Source organism: Kutzneria viridogrisea DSM 43870 (assembly GCF_000525635.1).
Taxonomy (GTDB): Bacteria; Actinomycetota; Actinomycetes; order Mycobacteriales; family Pseudonocardiaceae; genus Kutzneria; species Kutzneria viridogrisea.
This window is the reverse complement of record NZ_CP007155.1, coordinates 8,341,370-8,360,969: the sequence shown is the minus strand read 5'-3', so window position 1 is coordinate 8,360,969 and position 19,600 is coordinate 8,341,370. Positions and strand designations below refer to the sequence as shown.

Sequence of the window (19,600 nt, the reverse complement as noted above, 5' to 3'; positions counted from 1 at the left end):
CTGTGTCACCCGGGCGGTACCGCCGGACGGGTAGGGTCGGGTCCCATGACAGAGCGCAGGATCCGCGTCGCCGTCGTGTTCGGGGGCCGCAGCAGCGAGCACGGCGTGTCGTGCGTCTCAGCGGGCAGTGTGCTCGCCCACCTGGACCCGGAGCGGTTCGAGGCCGTCCCGGTGGGCATCACCCGCGAGGGCACGTGGGTGCTGGGCAGCGGCACGGCCGAGCAGTTGGCGGTGACCGGGCGCGCCATGCCGGAGGTCACCGGCGGGGCCGAGCTGACCCTGGTCGGCAGCGGGCTGGTGCCGCTGGACCGCGCGGCCCAGGGCGAGCTGATCGGCAAGGTCGACGTGGTGTTCCCGGTGCTGCACGGGGCGTACGGCGAGGACGGCACCATCCAGGGCCTGCTGGAACTGGCCGACGTGCCCTACGCGGGGCCCGGGGTGCTGGCCAGCGCGGTGGCCATGGACAAGGAGTACACCAAGAAGCTGCTGGCGGCCGAGGGCCTGCCGGTCGGCGACTACGCGGTGCTGCGCAGGGACCGGGCCACGCTCTCGCAGCAGGAGAAGGACCGCCTCGGGCTGCCGGTGTTCGTCAAGCCCGCACGCGCCGGGTCCTCCACTGGGATCAGCAAGGTCAGTGACTGGGCCGACCTGGACGCGGCCATCGCCTTCGCTCGCGAGATCGACCCGAAGGTGCTCGTGGAGGCCGCGATCGTGGGCCGCGAGGTCGAGTGCGGGGTGCTGGAGTTCCCCGACGGCCGGGTCGAGGCCTCGCTGCCCGCCGAGATCCGCATGGTGAGCAAGACCGTGGACTGGTACGACTTCGACTCGAAGTACCTGGACACCGACGAGGCCTGCGAGTTCGACATCCCGGCCAAGCTGGACGACGAGGTCACCGAGCGGCTGCGCGAGATGGCGGTGCGGGCCTTCACCGCCCTGGACTGCCAGGGCCTGGCCCGGGTGGACTTCTTCGTCACCGAGCAGAACGAGCTGATCATCAACGAGCTCAACACCATGCCGGGCTTCACGCACGTGTCGATGTACCCGAAGATGTGGGGCGTCACCGGCATCGACTACCCGAGCCTGATCAGCACGCTGATCGACACGGCCATCGCGCGCGGCACCGGCCTGCGCTGAGCCCGTTCGGGTCGGCCTCAGCCCGGGTTCGGCGAGACGGGGCGTTCCGGCAGCGCGCCGCGCAGTGCGTCGGAGACGGCCTGCAACGGTCCGCTCCCGGTGCCCTCCGGGGTGGTCAGCGCCACGTACACCGGCCGGTCCACCGCGTACCAGGTGACCGACCCGCTGTCCCCGGTCACCTGGAGCCAGCGCACGCCGGAGGTCTGCACGAGTTGCGAGGTCTGCACGAGTTCTGGTGGCTTGCCCAGCCCACAGCGCAGCACCACCGGTTCGTGCTGGGCGTCGCCCCAAGCCACCGTGGCGGGCGGGGCGGGGTCTTTCAGCGCGCGGCGCGGCACGGTCGCCCCGCCGTTGAGCACCTGCTGGGGCAGGGCCTTGACCAGGGTGGCACAGTCGGCCGAGCCGGACTCGGGTGCGTCGACGGGCACCAGCGGCAGCGGACCGGTACGGTCCGCTGCCGCGGTGGGGGTCGCGGTCTGGGGAGGGGGCGGGGCTCCCTGGACCAGGCCGAGCACGGCCACGCCCACGGCCAGCAGCGCGGGCAGCCCGATCACGGCGGCCAGCGCGGGTTTGGACAGGGTGGTTGGCACGGGCTCAGTTCATCACAGGTGCACGACCGGACAGGTCAGCGTCCTGGTGATGCCCTCCACGTTCTGGATCTTGGCGACCACCAGCTGGCCGAGCTGGTCCACGGTGTCCGCGTCGGCGCGCACGATCACGTCGTAGGGGCCGGTGACGTCCTCGGCGGTGGACACGCCGGGTATGCCGGAGATCTCAGCTGCGACCGCAGCCGCCTTTCCGACCTCGGTTTGGATGAGTATGTAAGCGTGGACCACGGCGTGCCCCTTCGTCTCGATCTGCCCGCACGGGGTAGGAACGTGGCCAGCAACCTACCCCGGTTGGGGTTCCGAATGCTCATGATCGGAGGCAACCTTGCGCCCGGAGCCGCCGCGAGACGCGGACACGGTCGCCGAAGTGGGTGAGTTCGGTCTCATCAGGCGCGTCACCAGCGGACGCCCGCAGCCCGCGACCACCCTGCTCGGCCCCGGGGACGACGCGGCGCTGGTCGCCGCCCCCGACGGGCGTGTGGTCGCCAGCACCGACGTGCTGGTGGAGGGCGTGCACTTCCGGTTGGACTGGTCCACTCCCGAGCAGGTCGGGCGCAAGGCCGCCGCGGCCAACCTGGCCGACGTGGCCGCCATGGGCGCGGTGCCCACGGCCCTGCTGGTCGGCTTCGCCCTGCCCAGGGACACCCCCACCGAACTGGTGGACGGGCTCAGCGGCGGGCTGTGGAAGGAGGCGTCCAGGGCGGGCGCGGGCGTGGTCGGCGGGGACATGGTGAGCTGCCCGACACTGGTGATCTCCGTGACAGCCCTTGGCGACCTGCGCGGACTGGCCCCGGTGACCCGTTCCGGCGCGGCGCCCGGTGACGTGCTCGCGGTCTGCGGGCGGCTGGGCTGGGCCGCGGCGGGCCTGGCCGTGCTCGGCAGGGGCTTCCGCTCGCCGGTGGCCATCGTCGGCGCGCAGCAGGCCCCGGAGCCCCCGTACGCGGCGGGCCCGCAGGCCGCGGAGGCCGGTGCCTCGGCGATGCTGGACGTCTCCGACGGGTTGCTGGCCGACGTGGGCCACATCGCGGAGGCCTCGGGCGTGGCCATCGACGTGCGCACCGACCTGCTGCCGGTGCACCAGCGGCTGATCGACGTGGGCTCCGCGCTGGGCGCCAACCCGAGGCACTGGGTGCTGACCGGCGGCGAGGACCACGCGTTGGCGGCCACCTTCCCGGAACCGGCCGACGTGCCCGAGAACTGGGTGACGATCGGTACCGTGCGGCGGGGCAGCGGGGTCACCGTGGACGGTCGGCCTTACGAGGCGGACGGCGGCTGGGAGCACTGGAGATGACCTTCACCGAGGTGGGCATCGACCACCCGGACGCCGTGGTGCTGACCGAACAGGTGCAGCAGGAGTACGTGCGCCGGTACGGCTCGGCCGACAGCACCCCGATGGACGCGGCTCAGTTCCGCGCGCCGCACGGGGTCTTCCTCGTCGGCTACCTGGACCTGCTGCCGGTGGTCTGCGGCGGCTGGCGGGTGCACGGCGAGCACGAGGCCGAGGTGAAGCGGATGTACGTGGCGCCATCGGCGCGCGGACGCGGCCTGGCCAGGGCGCTGCTCGCCGAGTTGGAGCGCACCGCGCGCGCCGCGGGCAGGCGCAGGCTGGTGCTGGAGACCGGCATCGCCCAGCCCGAGGCGATCGGGCTCTACACCTCCTCCGGCTACACCGCCGTGCCCGGTTTCGGCGTGTACAAGGACTACCCGGAGAGCCGGTACTTCGGCAAAACCCTGTAGGAGGCAAGACGTGCCGATCTACGCACTCGGCGACCGCGAGCCGACCATTCACCCGGACGCGTACGTGCACCCGGACGCGACCCTGATCGGTGCGGTCACGATCGGGGCGCACACCTCCGTGTGGCCGCGGGCGGTGCTGCGCGGGGACTACGGGTCGATCACCGTGGGGGAGCGCACCAGCGTGCAGGACGGCACGGTGCTGCACTGCACCCAGTTCCACCCGACCGTGATCGGCTCGGACTGCGTGCTCGGGCACAACACGCACGTGGAGGGCGCGACGGTGGGGGACCGCTGCCTGATCGCCTCCGGCTCGGTGGTGCTCAACGGGGCGGTGATCGAGTCGGGTGCGGTGGTCGGTGCGGGGGCGGTGGTGTCCTTCAACGGGCACGTGCCCGCGCGGCGCATGGCGCTGGGGGTGCCCGCCAGGGTCCGCGAGGGCCACGAGGTGCCCGAGGACATGGTGTCCGGCATCGTGCGGCTGTACGTGGAGAACGCCAAGGTGTACCGCCAGCAGTTGCGTCGTCTGGACTGAGTACCCTTTCGGTTGACACCGAAGGGGGTTTTGTGGCTGCCGCGGACGACAACGCGTTACCAGATGCGTTGGTACTGCCCGATCGGTTCGACGCGCCCCCACCGATCACACACTCCCGGCTGCCCCGGTGGGCACAGATCGTGGGCGCGGTCGCGCTGGTCCTGGTGTCCGCCTGGCTGCCGCTGTGGCTGGTGCTGATCCTGTCCGCGGTGGCCATCGCCGTGGTCGGCTTCGCGCTGCTGCGCGAGGACAGCGCCCAGCCCCCGCGCCGGGCCGAGCTGGTCCGGCTGGTGGCCACCCGCGAGCCCAGCCGCCCGGTGTACGCCCAGCTGCGCTGGTACAGCCCCGGCGGCCCGGCGCTGCCGGAGATCTCCGTGGCCACCGAGCGGGGCGGCGAGGTGGAGCAGTTGTTCGGCGTGCCCGAGGGCGTGCCGCTGGGCGGTCTCCGGGTGGACGGCGAGCCCGCGCGGGCCACCCTGCTCGGCGACGGCGAGGCCGCGGTGCTGGTGCTCGCGGACAGCGACCAGGTCGTGCCGCTGTCCCTGCCGTACCAACCGAAGGGCCGCAAGTACCTGCGCCCCAGGCAGTTCGGGCACGTGCACGGCGCGCCGGGGGCGAACACCCGCGTGCTGGCGACGCTGCTCAACCGCCGCCGCACGGCCAAGGCCGCCGCCTGGCTGGCGGACGGTCCTGAGTGGACTGACGTGCGGCTGCTGCCGGTGCGCGGGCGGTGGACCAGGGCGGTGGTCGCCGACGAGAACGGGGCGCTGCTGGCCCACGTGAGCCTGCCCTGGCAGGGCCGCAGGCTGGTGACCCGGCCGCTGGCGGGCCTGCTCGCGGTGCGTCCGCAGTGGCAGGTGGACCCCGAGGGGCCGACCCAGGTCGAGGTGTTGATCTACGGCGCGGACTGGCCGGTGGTGCTGGTCACCACGCTCGACGGACACCTACGCTGAGTGATCCACTGACTCACCCGATCGGACTCTGGCCGCGACTCGGCCAGTAGTCCTACGTTTGTTCGGGGAAAGACTTCGCAAAGACTTCGGCAACGCCAGTCTGTCGCGAGGTGCCCGGCCGCAGCTGCCCTGTCGGTCCAGGATGACAGTTCCAGGGCGCGCGATGCCAATTCATTTTACCTCTATTTTACATGCCGATTTCTGGCTACTCGTCAGTAGCCATACTTGGCGGTCGTGACTACTCACGGTAGTTGTGAGGCATGGTCGATTTGCCCGATTGGATGCTGGTTATCCTGGTCATCCGCTCATACCATGTACCGTGAAAGCGTTGGCAAAATTTCCTTGACCTTCTGGGGTGGTCGAGTGTGTGAAAGCGCGTACCGAGGTGCGCGCGTCTGAGTTGTGCGCAATTCACTGTGGGGCAATGGGTCGTTTTCGCTCATTCAAAGGGGTTTACTCATGCAGTACGGCAGCGCTCTCCGCAACGACATCCGGAGCGAGTCCATCACGCCGCTGATCGGTGTGTTCGACATGTTCTCGGCCTCGCTGGCCGCCCAGCACTACGGCGGGATGTTCATCTCCGGGTTCGGCTTCGCGGCCTCCTACTACGGCCTGCCCGACATCGGGTTCATCGCCTGGCCGGACATGGTCAACTTCGTGCAGCGCCTGCGGCTGGCCTTCCCCGAGCAGCACCTGCTCGTGGACATCGACGACGGCTACGTGGACCCCGAGGTGGCCTGCCACGTGGTGGAGCACCTGGAGCGGATCGGCGCCTCCGGCGTGATCCTGGAGGACCAGAAGCGGCCGCGCCGCTGCGGGCACGTGGACGGCAAGCAGATCCTGCCGCTCGAGGAGTACCTGGAGAAGCTGAACCTGGTGCTGGAGACCCGCAAGGACCTGCTGGTCGTGGCCCGCACCGACGCCACGGAGGAGTCGGAGATCCTGCGCCGCGCCGAGGCGCTGGCCGCCACCGACGCCGACGTGCTGCTGGTCGACGGCGTGCGCAGCGTGGACTGGATCCGCAAGGTGCGCGGGGTGATCGGGGACAAGCCCCTGCTGTTCAACCAGATCGCGGGCGGCAAGTCGCCCCGCCTGTCGCTGACCGAGCTGGAGGACCTCGGCGTCAACGTGGCGATCTACAGCACCCCCTGCCTGTTCGCGGCGCAGACCGCCATCGACAACGCGCTGCTGGAGCTGCGCGCCAACGACGGCAGGCTGCCCGAGGTCAAGGAGGGCGACGTGGGCGTGGCGGCCTCGATCGCGCTGATGGAGCGCAACATCAGCCGCCACCACAAGAACAAGAGCCTGGACGCGGTGCGGGTCTGATCTGATACCGGTCGGGGGCCCGACGGGCCCCCGACCGTGCCCGCTGTGAGAGAAGGGGTCTGATGTCCCGCGTTCCGCTGTTGTCCAAGCTGCGGATCGATCCGTACATCCTCGCGCTGCTGGCCACGGTCGGCATCGCCTCGCTGCTGCCCGCGCGGGGTGTGGTCGCCACCGGCTTCGACTACGCGACCACGTTCGCGATCGGCCTGCTGTTCTTCCTGTACGGGGCGAGGTTGTCCACCAGGGAGGCCATCGACGGACTCAAGCACTGGCGGCTGCACGGGGTGGTGTTCGCCAGCACCTTCGTGCTGTTCCCGGTGCTGGGCCTGGCGGCCAAGCTGCTCGTGCCCGGTGTGCTCACCCCGGAGCTGTGGGCCGGGCTGATGTTCCTGTGCTGCCTGCCTTCCACGGTGCAGTCCTCGATCGCGTTCACCTCGATCGCCCGCGGCAACGTGGCCGCGGCCATCTGCAGCGCCTCGTTCTCCAACCTCATCGGCATCGTGCTCACCCCGCTGCTGGTGGCCCTGTTCGTCATCACCGGCAACGGCGGCGGTGGTGTGTCGCTGGAATCGGTGCGCGACATCATGCTCCAGCTGCTGGCGCCCTTCGTCGCGGGCCAGCTGCTGCGGCGCTGGGTGGGCGGGTTCATCACCAAGCACAAGAAGGTCCTCGGATACGTGGACCGCGGCTCCATCCTGCTCGTGGTGTACGTGGCGTTCAGCGAAGGCGTGGTGGCCGGCATCTGGGGACGGCTCACCCCGCTCTCGCTGGTGCTGCTGCTGGTCGTCAACATGGTCCTGCTGGCGATCGTCATGACGGTCACGACGGTGGCCGCCCGCAGGTTGCCGTTCTCCCGCGAGGACGAGATCGCCATCGTGTTCTGCGGCTCCAAGAAGTCACTGGCCAGTGGGGTTCCCATGGCGACCGTGCTGTTCCCGGCGGCCACCGTGGGCATCGCCGTGCTGCCACTGATGCTGTTCCACCAGATCCAGCTCATGGTGTGCGCCTGGCTCGCCCGGCGTTACGCCGCCAAGCAGGTCCAGCCCGAGGCTGAACTCGTGTCCTGACCGGTGGCGTGGCGGCGCCGTTGGCCGCAGGCGCCGCCACGCCACCAGCTAGGGTTTGCCGCATGGTTTCTCGTCCGCTGAAGGAAATCGTCGAGTCCGGCTGGGCCGAGGCGCTGGAGCCGGTAGCCGACCGGATCGCGGCCATGGGGGAGTTCCTGCGCGCCGAGGTCGCCGCCAAACGCACCTACCTGCCCGCGGGCGACAACGTGTTGCGTGCGTTCAAACAGCCCTTCGCGGACGTGCGCGTGCTCATCGTCGGTCAGGACCCGTACCCCACGCCGGGGCACGCCGTCGGGCTGAGCTTCTCCGTGGCACCCGAGGTGCGGCCGATCCCGCGCAGCCTGGCCAACATCTACACCGAACTGGAGTCCGACCTCGGCCTGCCGCGTCCGTCCAACGGGGACCTCTCGCCCTGGGCCGAGCAGGGTGTGCTGCTGCTCAACAGGTCGCTGACCGTGCAGCCCGGACGACCCAACTCGCACAAGGGCAAGGGCTGGGAGCAGGTCACCGAGCAGGCCATCAAGGCGCTGGCCGCGCGGCGCACCCCGCTGGTCGCGATCCTGTGGGGCAGCAACGCCCGCAGCCTTGCCCCGCTGCTCAGCGGCGTGCCCTGCATCGAGTCCGCGCACCCCAGCCCCATGTCGGCCGACCGGGGCTTCTTCGGCTCCAAGCCGTTCAGCCGCGCCAACGACCTGCTCCGCCGCCAGGGCTCCGAGCCGATCAACTGGAAGCTGCCGTAGCCCGAACGTCATGAAGGTGCCGTTCAGGACGTTCAACGTCCTGAACGGCACCTTCATGACGTCGTCAGCACTTGTCAGACCCCGGCGGTAGCGTGGCCGCGTGATCGTGTCGCGGGATGTGCGGTTGGGTGACGGTCGAGTGGTTCGGGCCCACGACAGCGGGCTCGATCGACCCGAGGCGGTCGTGGTGTGGCACCACGGCTCGCCGCAGACCGGTGCGCTGCTGGAGCCGTTACTGCTCGCGGCGGCGGAGCGGGGGATTCGGCTGCTGTCCTACGGGCGCCCCGGGTACGGGGGTTCCAGTCGGTTGGTCGGGCGGGACGTCGTCTCGGCAGCACGGGATGTCGAGCAGGTCGCCGACGCGTTCGGGGTAGGCCGGTTCGCGGTGATGGGGGCGTCCGGGGGTGGGCCGCATGCGCTCGCCTGCGCCGCGGTGCTGCCCGAGCGGGTCAGCGGGGTGGTGTGCCTGGCCGGGATGGCGCCGTTCACCGAGGAGTTCGACTGGTACGCGGGCATGGCGGCGCCGGGTGGGTTGCGGGCGGCGGAGCAGGGGCTCGCGGCCAGGGAGCGGTTCACCGAGGAGTTCGACCCGAGCAGTTTCACCCCGGCCGACTGGGCGGCGCTGTCCGGGCAGTGGACGAGTCTGGGGGCGGACGCCCAGCGGGCCGAGCAGGCCGGGGGCGAAGGACTGGTCGACGACGACCTCGCCTTCGTCAGGCCGTGGGGGTTCGACCTCGCCGAGGTCACGGCACCGGTGCTGTTGGTGCAGGGCGGGCAGGACCGGGTGGCGCCGCCCTCGCATGCGGACTGGCTGCGCGGTCTGCTGCCGCGGGCGGAACTCTGGTCCCGGCCCGAGGACGGGCACATCTCCGTGCTGTACGCGTGCGCGGAGGCGATGGGCTGGCTGCGGGCAGGCCCCATGTCTCGAACGGCACTTTCATGACACCGCGGGTACGGCTTGGAAGCGGTCGCCCGCGGCGAGGATCGTGCTGGCGAGCTCGGCGGCGGGACCCCGCAGGGCGCGGCGTCCACTGGAGAGCACGAACTCCACGTGGCCGAGGTCGGGCAGCCGGTGGCGTTCGGGCACCTGGACCAGGCCGCCGGGGATCAGGCTCTGCGCGTGGGCGACCACGCCGAGACCGGCCAGCGCGGCGGCCCGCAACCCGTTGAGGCTGCCGCTGGTGCAGGTGACCCGCCAGGACCGGTTCGTGCGCTCCAGGGTCTCGATCGCCTGCGCCCTGGTGATGCTGGGCGCGGGGTAGACGATCAGCGGCACCGGTTGCGCGGGGTCGACCACCAGCGAATCCCCGCTGATCCACACGAGTTTGTCGCGCCACACCAGGGTTCCGTGCGCCTCACCGGTGCGCCGCTTGCCGAAGACCAGGTCGAGTTCGCCCGCGTGCAGCGCCTCGTGCAGTACCCCGCTCAGGCCCACGGTCAGCTCCAGGTCCACCAGTGGGTGGCTGCGCCGGAATTCCCGCAGAATACGCGGCAACTGGGTCAGCACGAGGTCCTCGGAGGCGCCGAACCTGAGCCGTCCGCGCACCTGGGACCCGGCGAAATAGCGCATGGCCCGCTCATTGGTGGCCAGAATTCCCCTGGCGAACTCCAGCATCGCCTCACCGTCGGCGGTGAGCGTGACGGTGTGCGTGTCGCGCAGGAACAGCTGCCGTTCGGTGACGGCCTCCAGTTTCCTGATGTGCTGGCTCACCGTGGACTGGCGCAGGCCGAGCCGGTCGGCGGCCTGAGTGAAGCTCAGGGTCTGCGCCACGGCCACGAAGGACCTCAGGTGAGCGGGGTCGAACATCCGGCCAGGCTATCGCATTCCGTGATGGCAGTCATTCTGGTGAGCGTGTTTCGGAATTGACCGGCTTGTCCGAGCATGGGGACATGACCGCCTTGCGCCGACTCGACCCGTACATCATGGCGATCCTGTGCACGGTCGGCATCGCGTCCCTGCTGCCCGCCCGCGGCGGCTGGGCCACCGCCTTCGAGCACCTCACCACGATCGTCATCGCCCTGCTGTTCTTCCTCTACGGCGCGCGGCTGTCCGCCCGCGAGGCGCTGGACGGCCTCAGGCACTGGCGCCTGCACGGGCTGGTGTTCGCGAGCACCTTCGTGCTGTTCCCGCTGCTGGGGCTGGCCGCCCGGCTGCTGGTGCCCACGGTGCTCAGCCCGCAGCTCTACCTCGGCGTGCTGTTCCTGTGCTGCCTGCCGTCCACGGTGCAGTCCTCGATCGCCTTCACCTCGATCGCCCGCGGCAACGTGCCCGCGGCGATCTGCGCGGCCTCGTTCTCCAACCTGGCGGGCATCGTGCTCACCCCGCTGCTGGTCGGCCTGCTGATCACGACCAGGGGCGGCGGCTTCTCCGCGCAGTCCTTCCTGGACATCGTGCTGCAACTGCTGCTGCCGTTCCTGCTCGGGCAGGTCGCGCGGCGGTGGATCGCGGGCTGGCTGGACCGGCACCGCCCCGTGCTGGGGCTGGTCGACCGCGGTTCGGTGCTGCTGGTGGTCTACACCGCGTTCAGCCAGGGTGTGGTCGCGGGCATCTGGGGTCAGCTCTCGGTGGGCTACCTGGTGGCCCTGGTCCTGGTCGACCTGGTGCTGCTCGCTCTGGTGCTGGCCGTGACGGGCCTGCTGCCGCGCCTGCTCGGCTTCGACGGGGCGGACCGGATCACGATCATGTTCTGCGGCTCGAAGAAGAGCCTGGCCAGCGGCCTGCCCATGGCCAGCGTGCTGTTCGCCGGGCAGGGTGTGGGCCTGGTCGTGCTGCCGCTGATGCTGTTCCACCAGGTGCAGTTGATGGTCTGCGCCTGGCTGGCTCAGCGCTACGCCCGCAGGGCCGAACTGGTCACCGCCTAGGGACACGCCCCCGCACAGAGGAAGGGCCGGAGGCGATGCCTCCGGCCCTTCCGGTAAGTCTGCTGCGCCGAAGCTCAGCCGCGCACGACCTTGCCGGCCTTCAGGCAGGAGGTGCACACGTTGATGCGTGCACGCTGACCCGGGGCGACCTTGGCGCGAACGGACTGGATGTTCGGGTTCCACCTGCGCTTGGTGCGCCGGTGGGAGTGGGACACTGCCATGCCGAAGCCCGGCCCCTTGTCGCAGACGTCGCAAACGGCAGCCACGTCGCACACTCCTTCGATGATTGGTCGAGACTCGTTCCGCTCCATCCAGGCACGAACAAGCCACGGACCAGAGCAACCTCCACAGGGTAACCGGTGATCTGCCGGGCATCCAAACCGGCCCCGCTACCCTCGCGCGGACACCGCCCCGACCGCCGAGGAGGCCATCGCCGTGTTGCAGGTCCTGGACGCCGCCGCCCTGCGCCGCTGGGCCACCGCGGGGGTGCGCGCCCTGGACGCCAACCGCGAGGCGATCGACTCGATCAACGTCTACCCGGTCGCCGACGGGGACACCGGCACGAACCTGCTGGTCACGATGCGCAGCGCCGAGCAGGCCCTGCTGGCGGCCGAGGCGGAGCAGGGCGCTGGCCCCGCGGCCTCGGCGCTGGCCAGGGGGGCGCTGGCCGGGGCGCGCGGCAACTCCGGGGTGATCCTGTCCCAGGTGCTGCGCGGGCTCGCCGAGACCTGGGACGGGGCGCTGGCGGTGAGCGGCTCCGCGCTGCGGGCGGCGCTGCGCAGAGCCGACGAGCTGGCCACCGCCGCCGTGTCCGAGCCGGTGGCGGGCACCGTGCTGTCGGTGCTGCACGCCGCCGCGCTGGCGGCCCAGGACTGCGGGTCCGATGCGCTGGACGAGGTGGCCGGGGCCGCGGTGCGGGCGGCTGCGCAAGCGCTTGCGGACACCCCGCGCCAGCTCGCGGTGCTGGCCGAGCGCGGGGTGGTGGACGCGGGTGGGCGCGGGCTCGTGGTGTTGCTGGACGAGCTGGTCGGCGTGGTCACGGGCCGTGTCGCGGATCACGTGGTGCCGGAGCGCGCGGCGGCTGTGCCCGCGGTCAGGGAGACCGGCTCGGACCAGTACGAGTACGAGGTCATGTACCTGCTCGACGGGCTGGCGGACGAGGACGAGCTGCGCGCGCGGCTGACCGGGCTGGGCGACAGCGTGGTGGTGGCCGGGGACGGCGCGGGCCTGTTCAGCGTGCACGTGCACTGCAACGACGTGGGTGCGGCGATCGAGCTGGGCGTCGAGCGGGGCCGTCCGCACCGGATCAGGGTGACCCGGTTCGCCGACCAGCGGGCGGCGCGCTCGGGGCGGGCCGTGGTGGCCGTCGTGGCGGGGAGCAGGCCGCCGAGCTGTTCCGCGCGGAGGGCGCCGTGGTGCTCGCGGGCGAGCCCACCGCGGCCGAGCTGCTCGCGGTGCTGGAGCGCACCGGGGCGGCCCAGGTGGCGGTGCTGCCCAACAGTGCGGAGCTGGCCCAGGTGGCCGCGCGGGCGGCCGAGCAGGCGGAGCGCTCGGGGCAGGACGTGGTCGTGGTGCCGACGGCCTCGCCGGTGCAGGGGCTGGCGGCGCTGGCCGTGCACGACCCGTCCCGCAGGCCGGGGGACGACGTGGTGGCGATGGCCGAGGCGGCGGCGGCCACCCGGCGCGGTGAGGTGCTGGTGGCCCAGCGCGAGGCGATGACCTGGGTGGGGCGCTGCCAGCCGGGGGACGTGCTCGGGCTGGTGGACGGCGAGGTGGTGCTCATCGAGCCGGGGCCGGCCGAGGGGCCCGGGCTGCTCGCGGCGGCCTGCCAGCTGGTGGACCGCATGGTCGGGGTCGGCGGCGAGCTGGTGACGGTCCTGCTGGGCCACGGGGCGGGCGCGGAGCTGGGCGAGGGGCTCGCCGCCCACCTGCGGCACAGCCACCCCGAGGTGGAGATAACTGTTTACGGGGGCGGCCAGCCCGATTCCGCGTTGTTGATCGGTGTTGAATAAGGCCGCAAGAATTAACGAGTGCGCATGTCTTGACTCTTTGGTATCCAAGGCTTTAACTAGCGCTACCTGGGTAAAGACCTTCGTTAAGTGTTAAGTACCACCAAATCCTTCACCCCTGTGCTGTGGCACGCGCGGTACTGGCGCGCGCCCTTCGGAAGGAGCAATCCCCGTGAGACGCAGAACTGTGCGGACCGGCCTCGTGCTGGCCCTCGCGGCGGCGGTGGCCGTGGCCACGCCGTGGGCGGTGGCCGAGACGAGTTCGTCCGCAGCCCCCCAGCAGCAGGACCCGGCCGCCACCGCGCTGGCCGCCGCCAACAAGGCCGTGGCCGCCGGCGCGGACAACCTCCGCAAGGGGCCAGACGACAGCTACGCCGTGCAGGCCAGCGTGCCCGGCGGCAACGGCGTGTACTACACCAGCTACCAGCGCACCTACAAGGGAATCCCCGTGGTGGGCGGGGACGCCGTGGTCGTCACCGACGGCACCGGCCGGGTGCGCGACACCAGTTCGGCCACCACCGCCGCGATCGAGGCGCCCACCCAGGCCAGGGTGCCCGCCGCCGACGCGCTGCGCACGGCGCGGGCCAAGGTGTCCAGTGTGGACGGTGCGACCGAGCCGCGACTGGTCGTGCTGGTGCGGGACAACGCCTCCAGGCTGGCCTGGGAGACCACCGTCACCGGGCACGAGGGCAAGGTGCCCAGCGTGCTCACGGTGTGGGTGGACGCGCTGACCGGTGCCGTGGCCGACACCGCGCAGGCGGTCAAGGCCGACACCGTCAAGGGCGCCTTCAACGGCGACCAGACCATCGACACCAGCGCCTCGGGCAGCTCCCGTTCGCTGACCGACCCGAACCGCCCCGGCCTGCGCTGCGGCAAGTACATCAGCGACAACCAGGCGCCCGCCGCGCTGACAAACCCCAGCACCACCTGGGGCAACGGCTCCTACACCGACACCACCACGAACTGCGCCGAGGCGTACTTCGCGGTGGAGAAGGAGTGGGACATGCTGAAGAACTGGCTCGGCCGCAACGGGATCGACGGCAACGGCAAGGCCTTCCCGGTGGCCGTGGGCCTCAACGACGTCAACGCCTACTGGAACGGCAGCTTCGGCGAGTTCGGGCACAACCAGGCGGGCAACCGCAACCTGGTGAACATCGACGTGGTCGGCCACGAGATGGGCCACGCGATCTTCCAGTACACCGGCTCGGGCAACCCCGGCAGCTCCGAGGCCAACGGCATGAACGAGTCAACCGGGGACATCTTCGGCGCGCTGACCGAGTTCTACGCTGCGGAGTCCGCGCCCTACGACACCCCGGACTACGAGGTCGGCGAGCTGGTCGACCTCGTGGGCAAGGGGCCGATCCGCTACATGTACGAGCCCTCGAAGATCAGCGGCAACCCGAACTGCTACTCCAGCAGCCTGCCCAGCGAGGAGCACGCCGCCGCGGGGCCGCAGAACCACTGGTTCTACCTGCTCGCCGAGGGCTCGAACCCGACCAGCGGCCAGCCCAAGAGCCCGACCTGCAACAACTCCACGGTCACCGGCATCGGCATCGAGAAGGCGGGCAAGGTCTTCATGGGCGGCCTGGCCCGCAAGACCTCCTCCTGGAACCACAAGGCCGCCCGGGTGGCCACCCTGCAGTCGGCCAAGGACGCGTTCCCCAACTCCTGCACCGAGTTCAACGCCGTCAAGTCCGCATGGGACGCGATCAGCGTGCCCGCGCAGTCCGGCGAGCCGACCTGCACCACCAACACCACCAACGACTTCTCGCTGGCGCTGGACCCCTCCTCGGGCAGCGTCGACCCCGGTAAGTCGGTCGCGGTGAAGGTCAGCGCGAAGACCACCGCGGGCAGCGCGCAGACCGTGCAGCTGTCCGCCTCGGGCCAGCCCACCGGCGTCACGGTGAGCTTCGACCCGGCCTCGATCTCCTCCGACGGCACGGCCACGGCCACCGTCTCCGCCTCGTCCAGCGCCGCCGCGGGCAAGTCCACCATCACGATCACCGGCGACGGGGCGGACGCCGACCACACCGCGCAGTACGTGCTGACCGTCAACGGTTCCACCCCGCCGAACCCCGGCGTGCCGGACATCGACGTCAACAACGTCAAGGCACACCTGAGCCAGTTGCAGACCGCCGCCACGAACAACGGCGGCAACCGGCGGGCCGGTTCGGCCGGGCACACCGCCTCCGTGTCCTACATCGAGCAGCAGCTCAAGGACGCCGGCTACACCGTGGCGCACCAGCGCTGCACCTCCGGCTGCGCCTACACCTCGGACAACCTGATCGCCGACTACCCCGGTGGGGACGAGAACCAGGTGATCATGCTGGGGGCACACCTGGACAGCGTCAGCGCCGGTCCGGGCATCAACGACAACGGCTCGGGTTCCGCGGCGATCCTGGAGGTCGCCCTGCAACTGGCCAAGTCCAAGCCGCAGCTGGCCAAGCACGTGCGCTTCGGCTGGTGGACCGACGAGGAGCAGGGCCTCAACGGCTCCAAGTTCTACGTCAACTCCCTGTCCAGCACGGAGAAGTCGAAGATCAAGGGCTACCTGAACTTCGACATGGTGGCCTCCACCAACGCGGGCTACTTCGTCAACAACATCACCACCGAGATCGCCAAGCCGCTCAAGGAGTTCTTCGGCTCGCTGAACCTGGCGCCCGAGGAGAACACCGAGGGCGCGGGCCGCTCCGACGACTACTCCTTCAAGAACGCGGGCATCGCCACCAGCGGCACGGCGGCGGGCGCCAGCGCCAGGAAGACCTCGGCGCAGGCGCAGAAGTGGGGCGGCACGGCCAACCAGGCCTACGACTCCTGCTACCACTCGGCCTGCGACAAGTTCCCCAGCAACATCAACGACACGGTGCTGGACCGCAACGCCGACGCCATCGCCTACGCCGTGTGGCGGCTGGCCGTGGGCGACAACCCCCAGCCGGGTAACCCGAGCGTGACCAACCCGGGCAACCAGTCCACCGCGCTCAACCAGTCGGTCTCGCTCCAGGTCAAGGCCACCGACCCGGGCGGCAAGGCGCTGACCTACAGCGCTTCCGGCCTGCCCACCGGTCTGTCCATCGGCTCCGGCACCGGGCTGATCTCGGGCACCGCCAGCGCCGCGGGCAGCTACAACGTCACCGTCACGGCGACCAACCCGGACGGCAAGTCCGGCACGGCCAGGTTCACCTGGACCGTGACCGACGGCGGTGGCGGCGGCACGGTGACGGTCACCAGGCCGCAGGACCAGTTCAGCTTCACCGGCTGGTCGATCTACCCGGTGCAGGTGCGGGCCACCGACAGCAAGGGCCTGCCGCTGACCTTCACCGCCACCGGCCTGCCGACCGGGCTGTCGATCAGCGCGGCCGGGCTCATCTCGGGCACGCCGACCGAGGGCGGCACCTACTCGGTGACGGTCACCGCGACCGACTCCGGCGGCGGCACGGGCAGCGCCACCTTCGGCTGGACCGTCTACCAGTTCTGACCACCTGAGACGGGGCGGCACCCACCCTGACCGGGATGGGTGCCGCCCCTGGGGGATCACCCGGATGTGCCAGGCCACGCCACCCTCTAGCGTTGACCCGGTCAACCAAGGGGGAGGAACGACGGTCATGGCTGATCGCCGAGTGGTGCTCGTGACGACGGTGGCGCTGGCCGGGCTGGCGCTCGCCGGGTGCGGGAACATGCTCAAGACGCAGACCTCGGCGGACGACGGCACGGTGAAGGACTCGATCACCACCGTGCTCGTCGACGAGGACGCCGGGGACGTGGACATCCGCGTCGGCCAGGTCAGTTCGGCCACCGTGCACCGCGAGGTCCACTACGGCACGCAGAAGCCGGAGGCCGCCACCTTCAGCTCCGACAACGGCACGCTGAGCCTGCGCGGCTGTGGCCAGCGGCCGGTCGACGACCCCTGCTCGGTCAACTACACGGTGGTGCTGCCCACCCCGGCCAAGGTCAGCGGGCGCTCCGGCTCCGGCAAGGCCGTGTTCGACCACATGGGCGCGGTGGACTTCCAGAGCGGTTCGGGCAGCGTCCGGCTCAGCTCGATCGCCGGGGACGTGCGCGTCAAGACCGGTTCCGGCGCGGTGGAGCTGTCCGAGGTGCACGGCTCGGTGGTGGCCGAGTCGGGCAGCGGCCGCATCATCGGCGACAAGCTGGCCGGGGAGTCCACCGCCGCCAAGACCGGTTCCGGCGAGGTGCGGTTGACCACCAGCACCGCCCAGGACGTGCGGGCCGACACCGGCAGCGGGGACGTGGAGCTGATCGTGCCCGGCAGCACCGGCTACCGGCTCGACCTGGGCCGCATGGCCAAGCGGCGGGAGGTGACGGTCCGCGAGGACCCGGCCGCCCAGCACGAGCTGCACGTGTCCACCGGCTCCGGGGACGTGACGGTGCGGGCGGCCTGATCCGCCACTTGTCGGTGGCGCGCGGTTGAATAGGACGCGATGACCACGACGACACTGGAGACGGCGCTCGAACCGCTGCTGGGCCGCAAGAGCGCGAGCGCGCTGGAGTCCGCCTTCGGCCTGCGCACGGCCGGGGACCTGCTGCGCCACTACCCGCGCCGGTACGCCCAGCGCGGTGAGCTGACCAACATCGCCAGCCTGGAACTGGACGAGCACGCCACGGTGCTCGCCGAGATCCAGAAGGTCAGCCAGCGGGGCATGCGCAACCGGCCCGGTCGCAAGATGACCGAGATCGTGGTGACCGACGGCTCGCGCCCGCTGAGCCTGGTGTTCTTCACGGTGGTCCGCGACCTGAACAAGCTGGTGGTTGGCAAGCGCGGGCTGTTCGCGGGCAAGGTCGGCCGGTTCAACAAGACCCTCCAGCTGGCCCACCCCGAGTTCATCCTGATCGACGAGGAGAACGAGGCGGAGCTGACCGCCAGCTTCGCCAGGGCGCTGATCCCGGTCTACCCGGCCGCCAGCGGCCTGCCCACCTGGTCCATCGCGCGCTGCGTCGAGCAGGTGCTGACGATGCTGGACGAGGTCGATGACCCGCTGCCCCAGGGCCTGGTGGACCGCTACCAGCTGGCCGACCTGCGCTCCGCGCTGACCCTGGTGCACCAGCCCACCAACCAGGCCGCCGTGGAGGAGGCGCAGCGCAGGCTGAAATGGGACGAGGCCCTGTCGGTGCAGCTGGTGCTCGCCCAGCGCCGCCAGTCCGCGGCCGCCCGGCCCGCCCCGGCCTGCCCGCGCCGCGAGGGCGGCATCCTGGACGCCTTCGACCAGCGGCTGCCCTTCCAGCTCACGGCCGGTCAGCGCGAGGTCGGCGAGGTCGTTGCCGAGGAGTTGGCGGGCACCCGGCCGATGAACCGCCTGCTGCAGGGCGAGGTCGGCTCCGGCAAGACCATCGTGGCCCTGCGCGGCATGCTCCAGGCCGTGGACGCGGGCAAGCAGGCCGCCCTGCTGGCGCCCACCGAGGTGCTGGCCGCCCAGCACGCCCGCTCCCTGCGCGAGATGCTCGGCGAGCTGGGCACCGCCGGTGAGCTGGGCGCCGCCGAGCAGGCCACCCGCGTGGTGCTGCTGACCGGCTCCATGTCCACCGCACAGCGGCGTCAGGCGCTGCTGGACGTGGTCTCGGGCGAGGCGGGCATCGTGGTCGGCACGCACGCGATCATCCAGGACTCGGTGAGCTTCGCCGAGCTGGGCTTCGTCGTCGTGGACGAGCAGCACCGGTTCGGCGTGGAGCAGCGCGACGCCCTGCGCGGCCGCGCGAGTGAGGGCACCAGCCCGCACGTGCTGGTGATGACCGCGACCCCGATCCCGCGCACGGTGGCCATGACCGTCTACGGGGACCTGGAGGTCTCCGCGCTGCGCGAGCTGCCGCAGGGCCGGTCCCCGATCAAGAGCTCCGTGGTGCCGGTGGCCGAGAAGCCCGCGTGGCTGGACCGGGCCTGGCAGCGCATCCGCGAGGAGGTGGCCGCCGGGCACCAGGCGTACGTGGTGTGCCCGCGCATCGGCGAGGAGGAGAAGGAGGACGGGGAGCCCCCGGAGGAGGACGGCAAGGGCGAGTCGGGGCAGCGGCCCCCGCTGGCCGTGGCCGAGGTGCTGCCCCAGTTGCAGGCGGGCCCGTTGCAGGGGCTGCGCATCGCCGCACTGCACGGCAAGCTGGCCGCCGAGGAGAAGGACGCCGTGATGCGGGCCTTCGCCGCGGGCCAGCTGGACGTGCTGGTGGCCACCACCGTGGTCGAGGTGGGTGTGAACGTGCCCAACGCCACCGTCATGGTGATCATGGACGCGGACCGGTTCGGGGTCAGCCAGCTGCACCAGCTGCGCGGACGGGTCGGCCGGGGCAGCGCGCCGGGGCTGTGCCTGCTGGTGTCCGAGGTGCCAGCGGGCACCGCGACCCGCGCCAGGCTGGAGGCCGTCGCGTCCACTGTGGACGGTTTCGAGCTCGCCCAGATGGACCTGGAACTGCGCAGGGAGGGCGATATCCTCGGAGCGGCCCAGTCCGGCAGCAGGTCGGGGCTGAGGATGCTCTCGCTGCTGCGCGACGTGGACCTGATCGCCGAGGCCCGGGAGGAGGCGCAGCAGGTGGTCGGTACGGACCCCGAGCTGACCGGGCACCACGGCCTGGCCAGCATGGCCGCCGCTGTGATCGACCGGGGCAAGGCGGAGTACCTGGAGAAGAGCTGA

General features: G+C 71.1%; 17 protein-coding genes and 1 pseudogene. 14 read left to right on the top strand and 4 right to left on the bottom strand.

Annotation, left to right across the window (positions count from 1 at the left end; all coding sequences use genetic code 11):
• The first annotated feature begins 45 nt into the window (after positions 1-45).
• Positions 46-1,134 carry a D-alanine--D-alanine ligase family protein gene (locus KALB_RS36285; RefSeq protein WP_025360582.1) on the top strand — a complete coding sequence of 363 codons (1,089 nt, stop codon included), beginning with the start codon at positions 46-48 and terminating at the stop codon, positions 1,132-1,134.
• A 17-nt stretch (positions 1,135-1,151) separates the two neighbouring features.
• Here KALB_RS36285 and KALB_RS36280 read toward each other — a convergent pair whose 3' ends face one another.
• Both KALB_RS36280 and KALB_RS36275 read right to left on the bottom strand, forming a co-directional pair.
• On the bottom strand, positions 1,152-1,724 hold the full coding sequence (locus KALB_RS36280) for a DUF3515 domain-containing protein (RefSeq protein WP_025360581.1): 573 nt from the start codon (positions 1,722-1,724) through the stop codon (positions 1,152-1,154).
• 12 nt (positions 1,725-1,736) lie between these two features.
• Entirely contained in the window at positions 1,737-1,970 is a 234-nt protein-coding gene (locus KALB_RS36275; RefSeq protein WP_025360580.1) for an Lrp/AsnC family transcriptional regulator, read from the bottom strand.
• Between the two features lie 97 nt (positions 1,971-2,067).
• Between KALB_RS36275 and KALB_RS36270 the strand changes: the two genes are divergently transcribed.
• From KALB_RS36270 to KALB_RS36235, 8 genes are all read left to right on the top strand, one after another.
• The gene (locus KALB_RS36270; protein WP_025360579.1) at positions 2,068-3,033 is read left to right on the top strand and encodes a thiamine-phosphate kinase; all 966 of its coding nucleotides are present in this window, start codon (positions 2,068-2,070) and stop codon (positions 3,031-3,033) included.
• Positions 3,030-3,479, top strand: a complete 450-nt coding sequence (locus KALB_RS36265) for a GNAT family N-acetyltransferase (protein ID WP_025360578.1) — start codon at positions 3,030-3,032, stop codon at positions 3,477-3,479. The genes KALB_RS36270 and KALB_RS36265 overlap by 4 nt, the downstream gene beginning before the upstream one ends.
• Positions 3,480-3,489: 10 nt before the next feature.
• On the top strand, positions 3,490-4,011 hold the full coding sequence (locus tag KALB_RS36260; RefSeq protein ID WP_025360577.1) for a gamma carbonic anhydrase family protein: 522 nt from the start codon (positions 3,490-3,492) through the stop codon (positions 4,009-4,011).
• 32 nt (positions 4,012-4,043) lie between these two features.
• On the top strand, positions 4,044-4,964 hold the full coding sequence (locus KALB_RS36255; RefSeq protein ID WP_148309791.1) for a hypothetical protein: 921 nt from the start codon (positions 4,044-4,046) through the stop codon (positions 4,962-4,964).
• Between the two features lie 459 nt (positions 4,965-5,423).
• Complete coding sequence (locus tag KALB_RS36250) at positions 5,424-6,290, top strand: isocitrate lyase/PEP mutase family protein (protein WP_025360575.1); 867 nt, start codon at positions 5,424-5,426, stop codon at positions 6,288-6,290.
• Positions 6,291-6,352: 62 nt separating this feature from the next.
• Positions 6,353-7,357, top strand: a complete 1,005-nt coding sequence (locus KALB_RS36245; RefSeq protein WP_025360574.1) for a bile acid:sodium symporter family protein — start codon at positions 6,353-6,355, stop codon at positions 7,355-7,357.
• Positions 7,358-7,419: 62 nt separating this feature from the next.
• A complete protein-coding gene (locus tag KALB_RS36240; protein ID WP_025360573.1) occupies positions 7,420-8,097 on the top strand; it encodes a uracil-DNA glycosylase in 678 nt (225 codons plus the stop codon).
• A gap of 100 nt (positions 8,098-8,197) precedes the next feature.
• Positions 8,198-9,040, top strand: a complete 843-nt coding sequence (locus KALB_RS36235; protein WP_035968448.1) for an alpha/beta fold hydrolase — start codon at positions 8,198-8,200, stop codon at positions 9,038-9,040.
• Here KALB_RS36235 and KALB_RS36230 read toward each other — a convergent pair.
• The gene (locus KALB_RS36230) at positions 9,035-9,904 is read right to left on the bottom strand and encodes a LysR family transcriptional regulator (RefSeq protein WP_025360571.1); all 870 of its coding nucleotides are present in this window, start codon (positions 9,902-9,904) and stop codon (positions 9,035-9,037) included. The two genes, KALB_RS36235 and KALB_RS36230, sit on opposite strands and share 6 nt — an antisense overlap.
• Positions 9,905-9,987: 83 nt before the next feature.
• Here KALB_RS36230 and KALB_RS36225 point away from each other — a divergent pair, with 83 nt between their 5' ends.
• Entirely contained in the window at positions 9,988-10,959 is a 972-nt protein-coding gene (locus KALB_RS36225; protein ID WP_025360570.1) for a bile acid:sodium symporter family protein, read from the top strand.
• Positions 10,960-11,033: 74 nt separating this feature from the next.
• On the opposite strand, the gene rpmB is transcribed toward KALB_RS36225, so the two are convergent.
• Positions 11,034-11,225, bottom strand: a complete 192-nt coding sequence (rpmB, locus tag KALB_RS36220; RefSeq protein WP_025360569.1) for a 50S ribosomal protein L28 — start codon at positions 11,223-11,225, stop codon at positions 11,034-11,036.
• 172 nt (positions 11,226-11,397) lie between these two features.
• Between rpmB and KALB_RS36215 the strand changes: the two are divergent.
• The 4 genes and pseudogenes from KALB_RS36215 to recG all read left to right on the top strand — a co-directional run bounded on the left by KALB_RS36215 (position 11,398) and on the right by recG (position 19,600).
• Positions 11,398-12,971: pseudogene (locus KALB_RS36215) on the top strand (DAK2 domain-containing protein).
• Positions 12,972-13,140: 169 nt separating this feature from the next.
• Positions 13,141-16,443 carry a M28 family peptidase gene (locus KALB_RS49645; protein WP_148309790.1) on the top strand — a complete coding sequence of 1,101 codons (3,303 nt, stop codon included), beginning with the start codon at positions 13,141-13,143 and terminating at the stop codon, positions 16,441-16,443.
• A gap of 127 nt (positions 16,444-16,570) precedes the next feature.
• On the top strand, positions 16,571-17,368 hold the full coding sequence (locus KALB_RS36205) for a DUF4097 family beta strand repeat-containing protein (RefSeq protein ID WP_158510873.1): 798 nt from the start codon (positions 16,571-16,573) through the stop codon (positions 17,366-17,368).
• A 39-nt stretch (positions 17,369-17,407) separates the two neighbouring features.
• Positions 17,408-19,600, top strand: coding sequence for an ATP-dependent DNA helicase RecG (recG, locus tag KALB_RS36200; RefSeq protein ID WP_025360566.1), 2,193 nt, complete (start codon positions 17,408-17,410; stop codon positions 19,598-19,600).

Excerpts from the sequence above, each read along its gene's own strand:
- KALB_RS36285 (WP_025360582.1), top strand. The coding sequence starts at position 46 with ATGACAGAGCGCAGGATCCGCGTCGCCGTCGTGTTCGGGGGCCGCAGC.
- KALB_RS36265 (WP_025360578.1), top strand. The coding sequence starts at position 3,030 with ATGACCTTCACCGAGGTGGGCATCGACCACCCGGACGCCGTGGTGCTG.
- KALB_RS36250 (WP_025360575.1), top strand. The coding sequence starts at position 5,424 with ATGCAGTACGGCAGCGCTCTCCGCAACGACATCCGGAGCGAGTCCATC.
- KALB_RS36245 (WP_025360574.1), top strand. The coding sequence starts at position 6,353 with ATGTCCCGCGTTCCGCTGTTGTCCAAGCTGCGGATCGATCCGTACATC.
- KALB_RS36240 (WP_025360573.1), top strand. The coding sequence starts at position 7,420 with ATGGTTTCTCGTCCGCTGAAGGAAATCGTCGAGTCCGGCTGGGCCGAG.
- KALB_RS36230 (WP_025360571.1), bottom strand. The coding sequence starts at position 9,904 with ATGTTCGACCCCGCTCACCTGAGGTCCTTCGTGGCCGTGGCGCAGACC.
- KALB_RS36225 (WP_025360570.1), top strand. The coding sequence starts at position 9,988 with ATGACCGCCTTGCGCCGACTCGACCCGTACATCATGGCGATCCTGTGC.
- KALB_RS36205 (WP_158510873.1), top strand. The coding sequence starts at position 16,571 with ATGGCTGATCGCCGAGTGGTGCTCGTGACGACGGTGGCGCTGGCCGGG.
- recG (WP_025360566.1), top strand. The coding sequence starts at position 17,408 with ATGACCACGACGACACTGGAGACGGCGCTCGAACCGCTGCTGGGCCGC.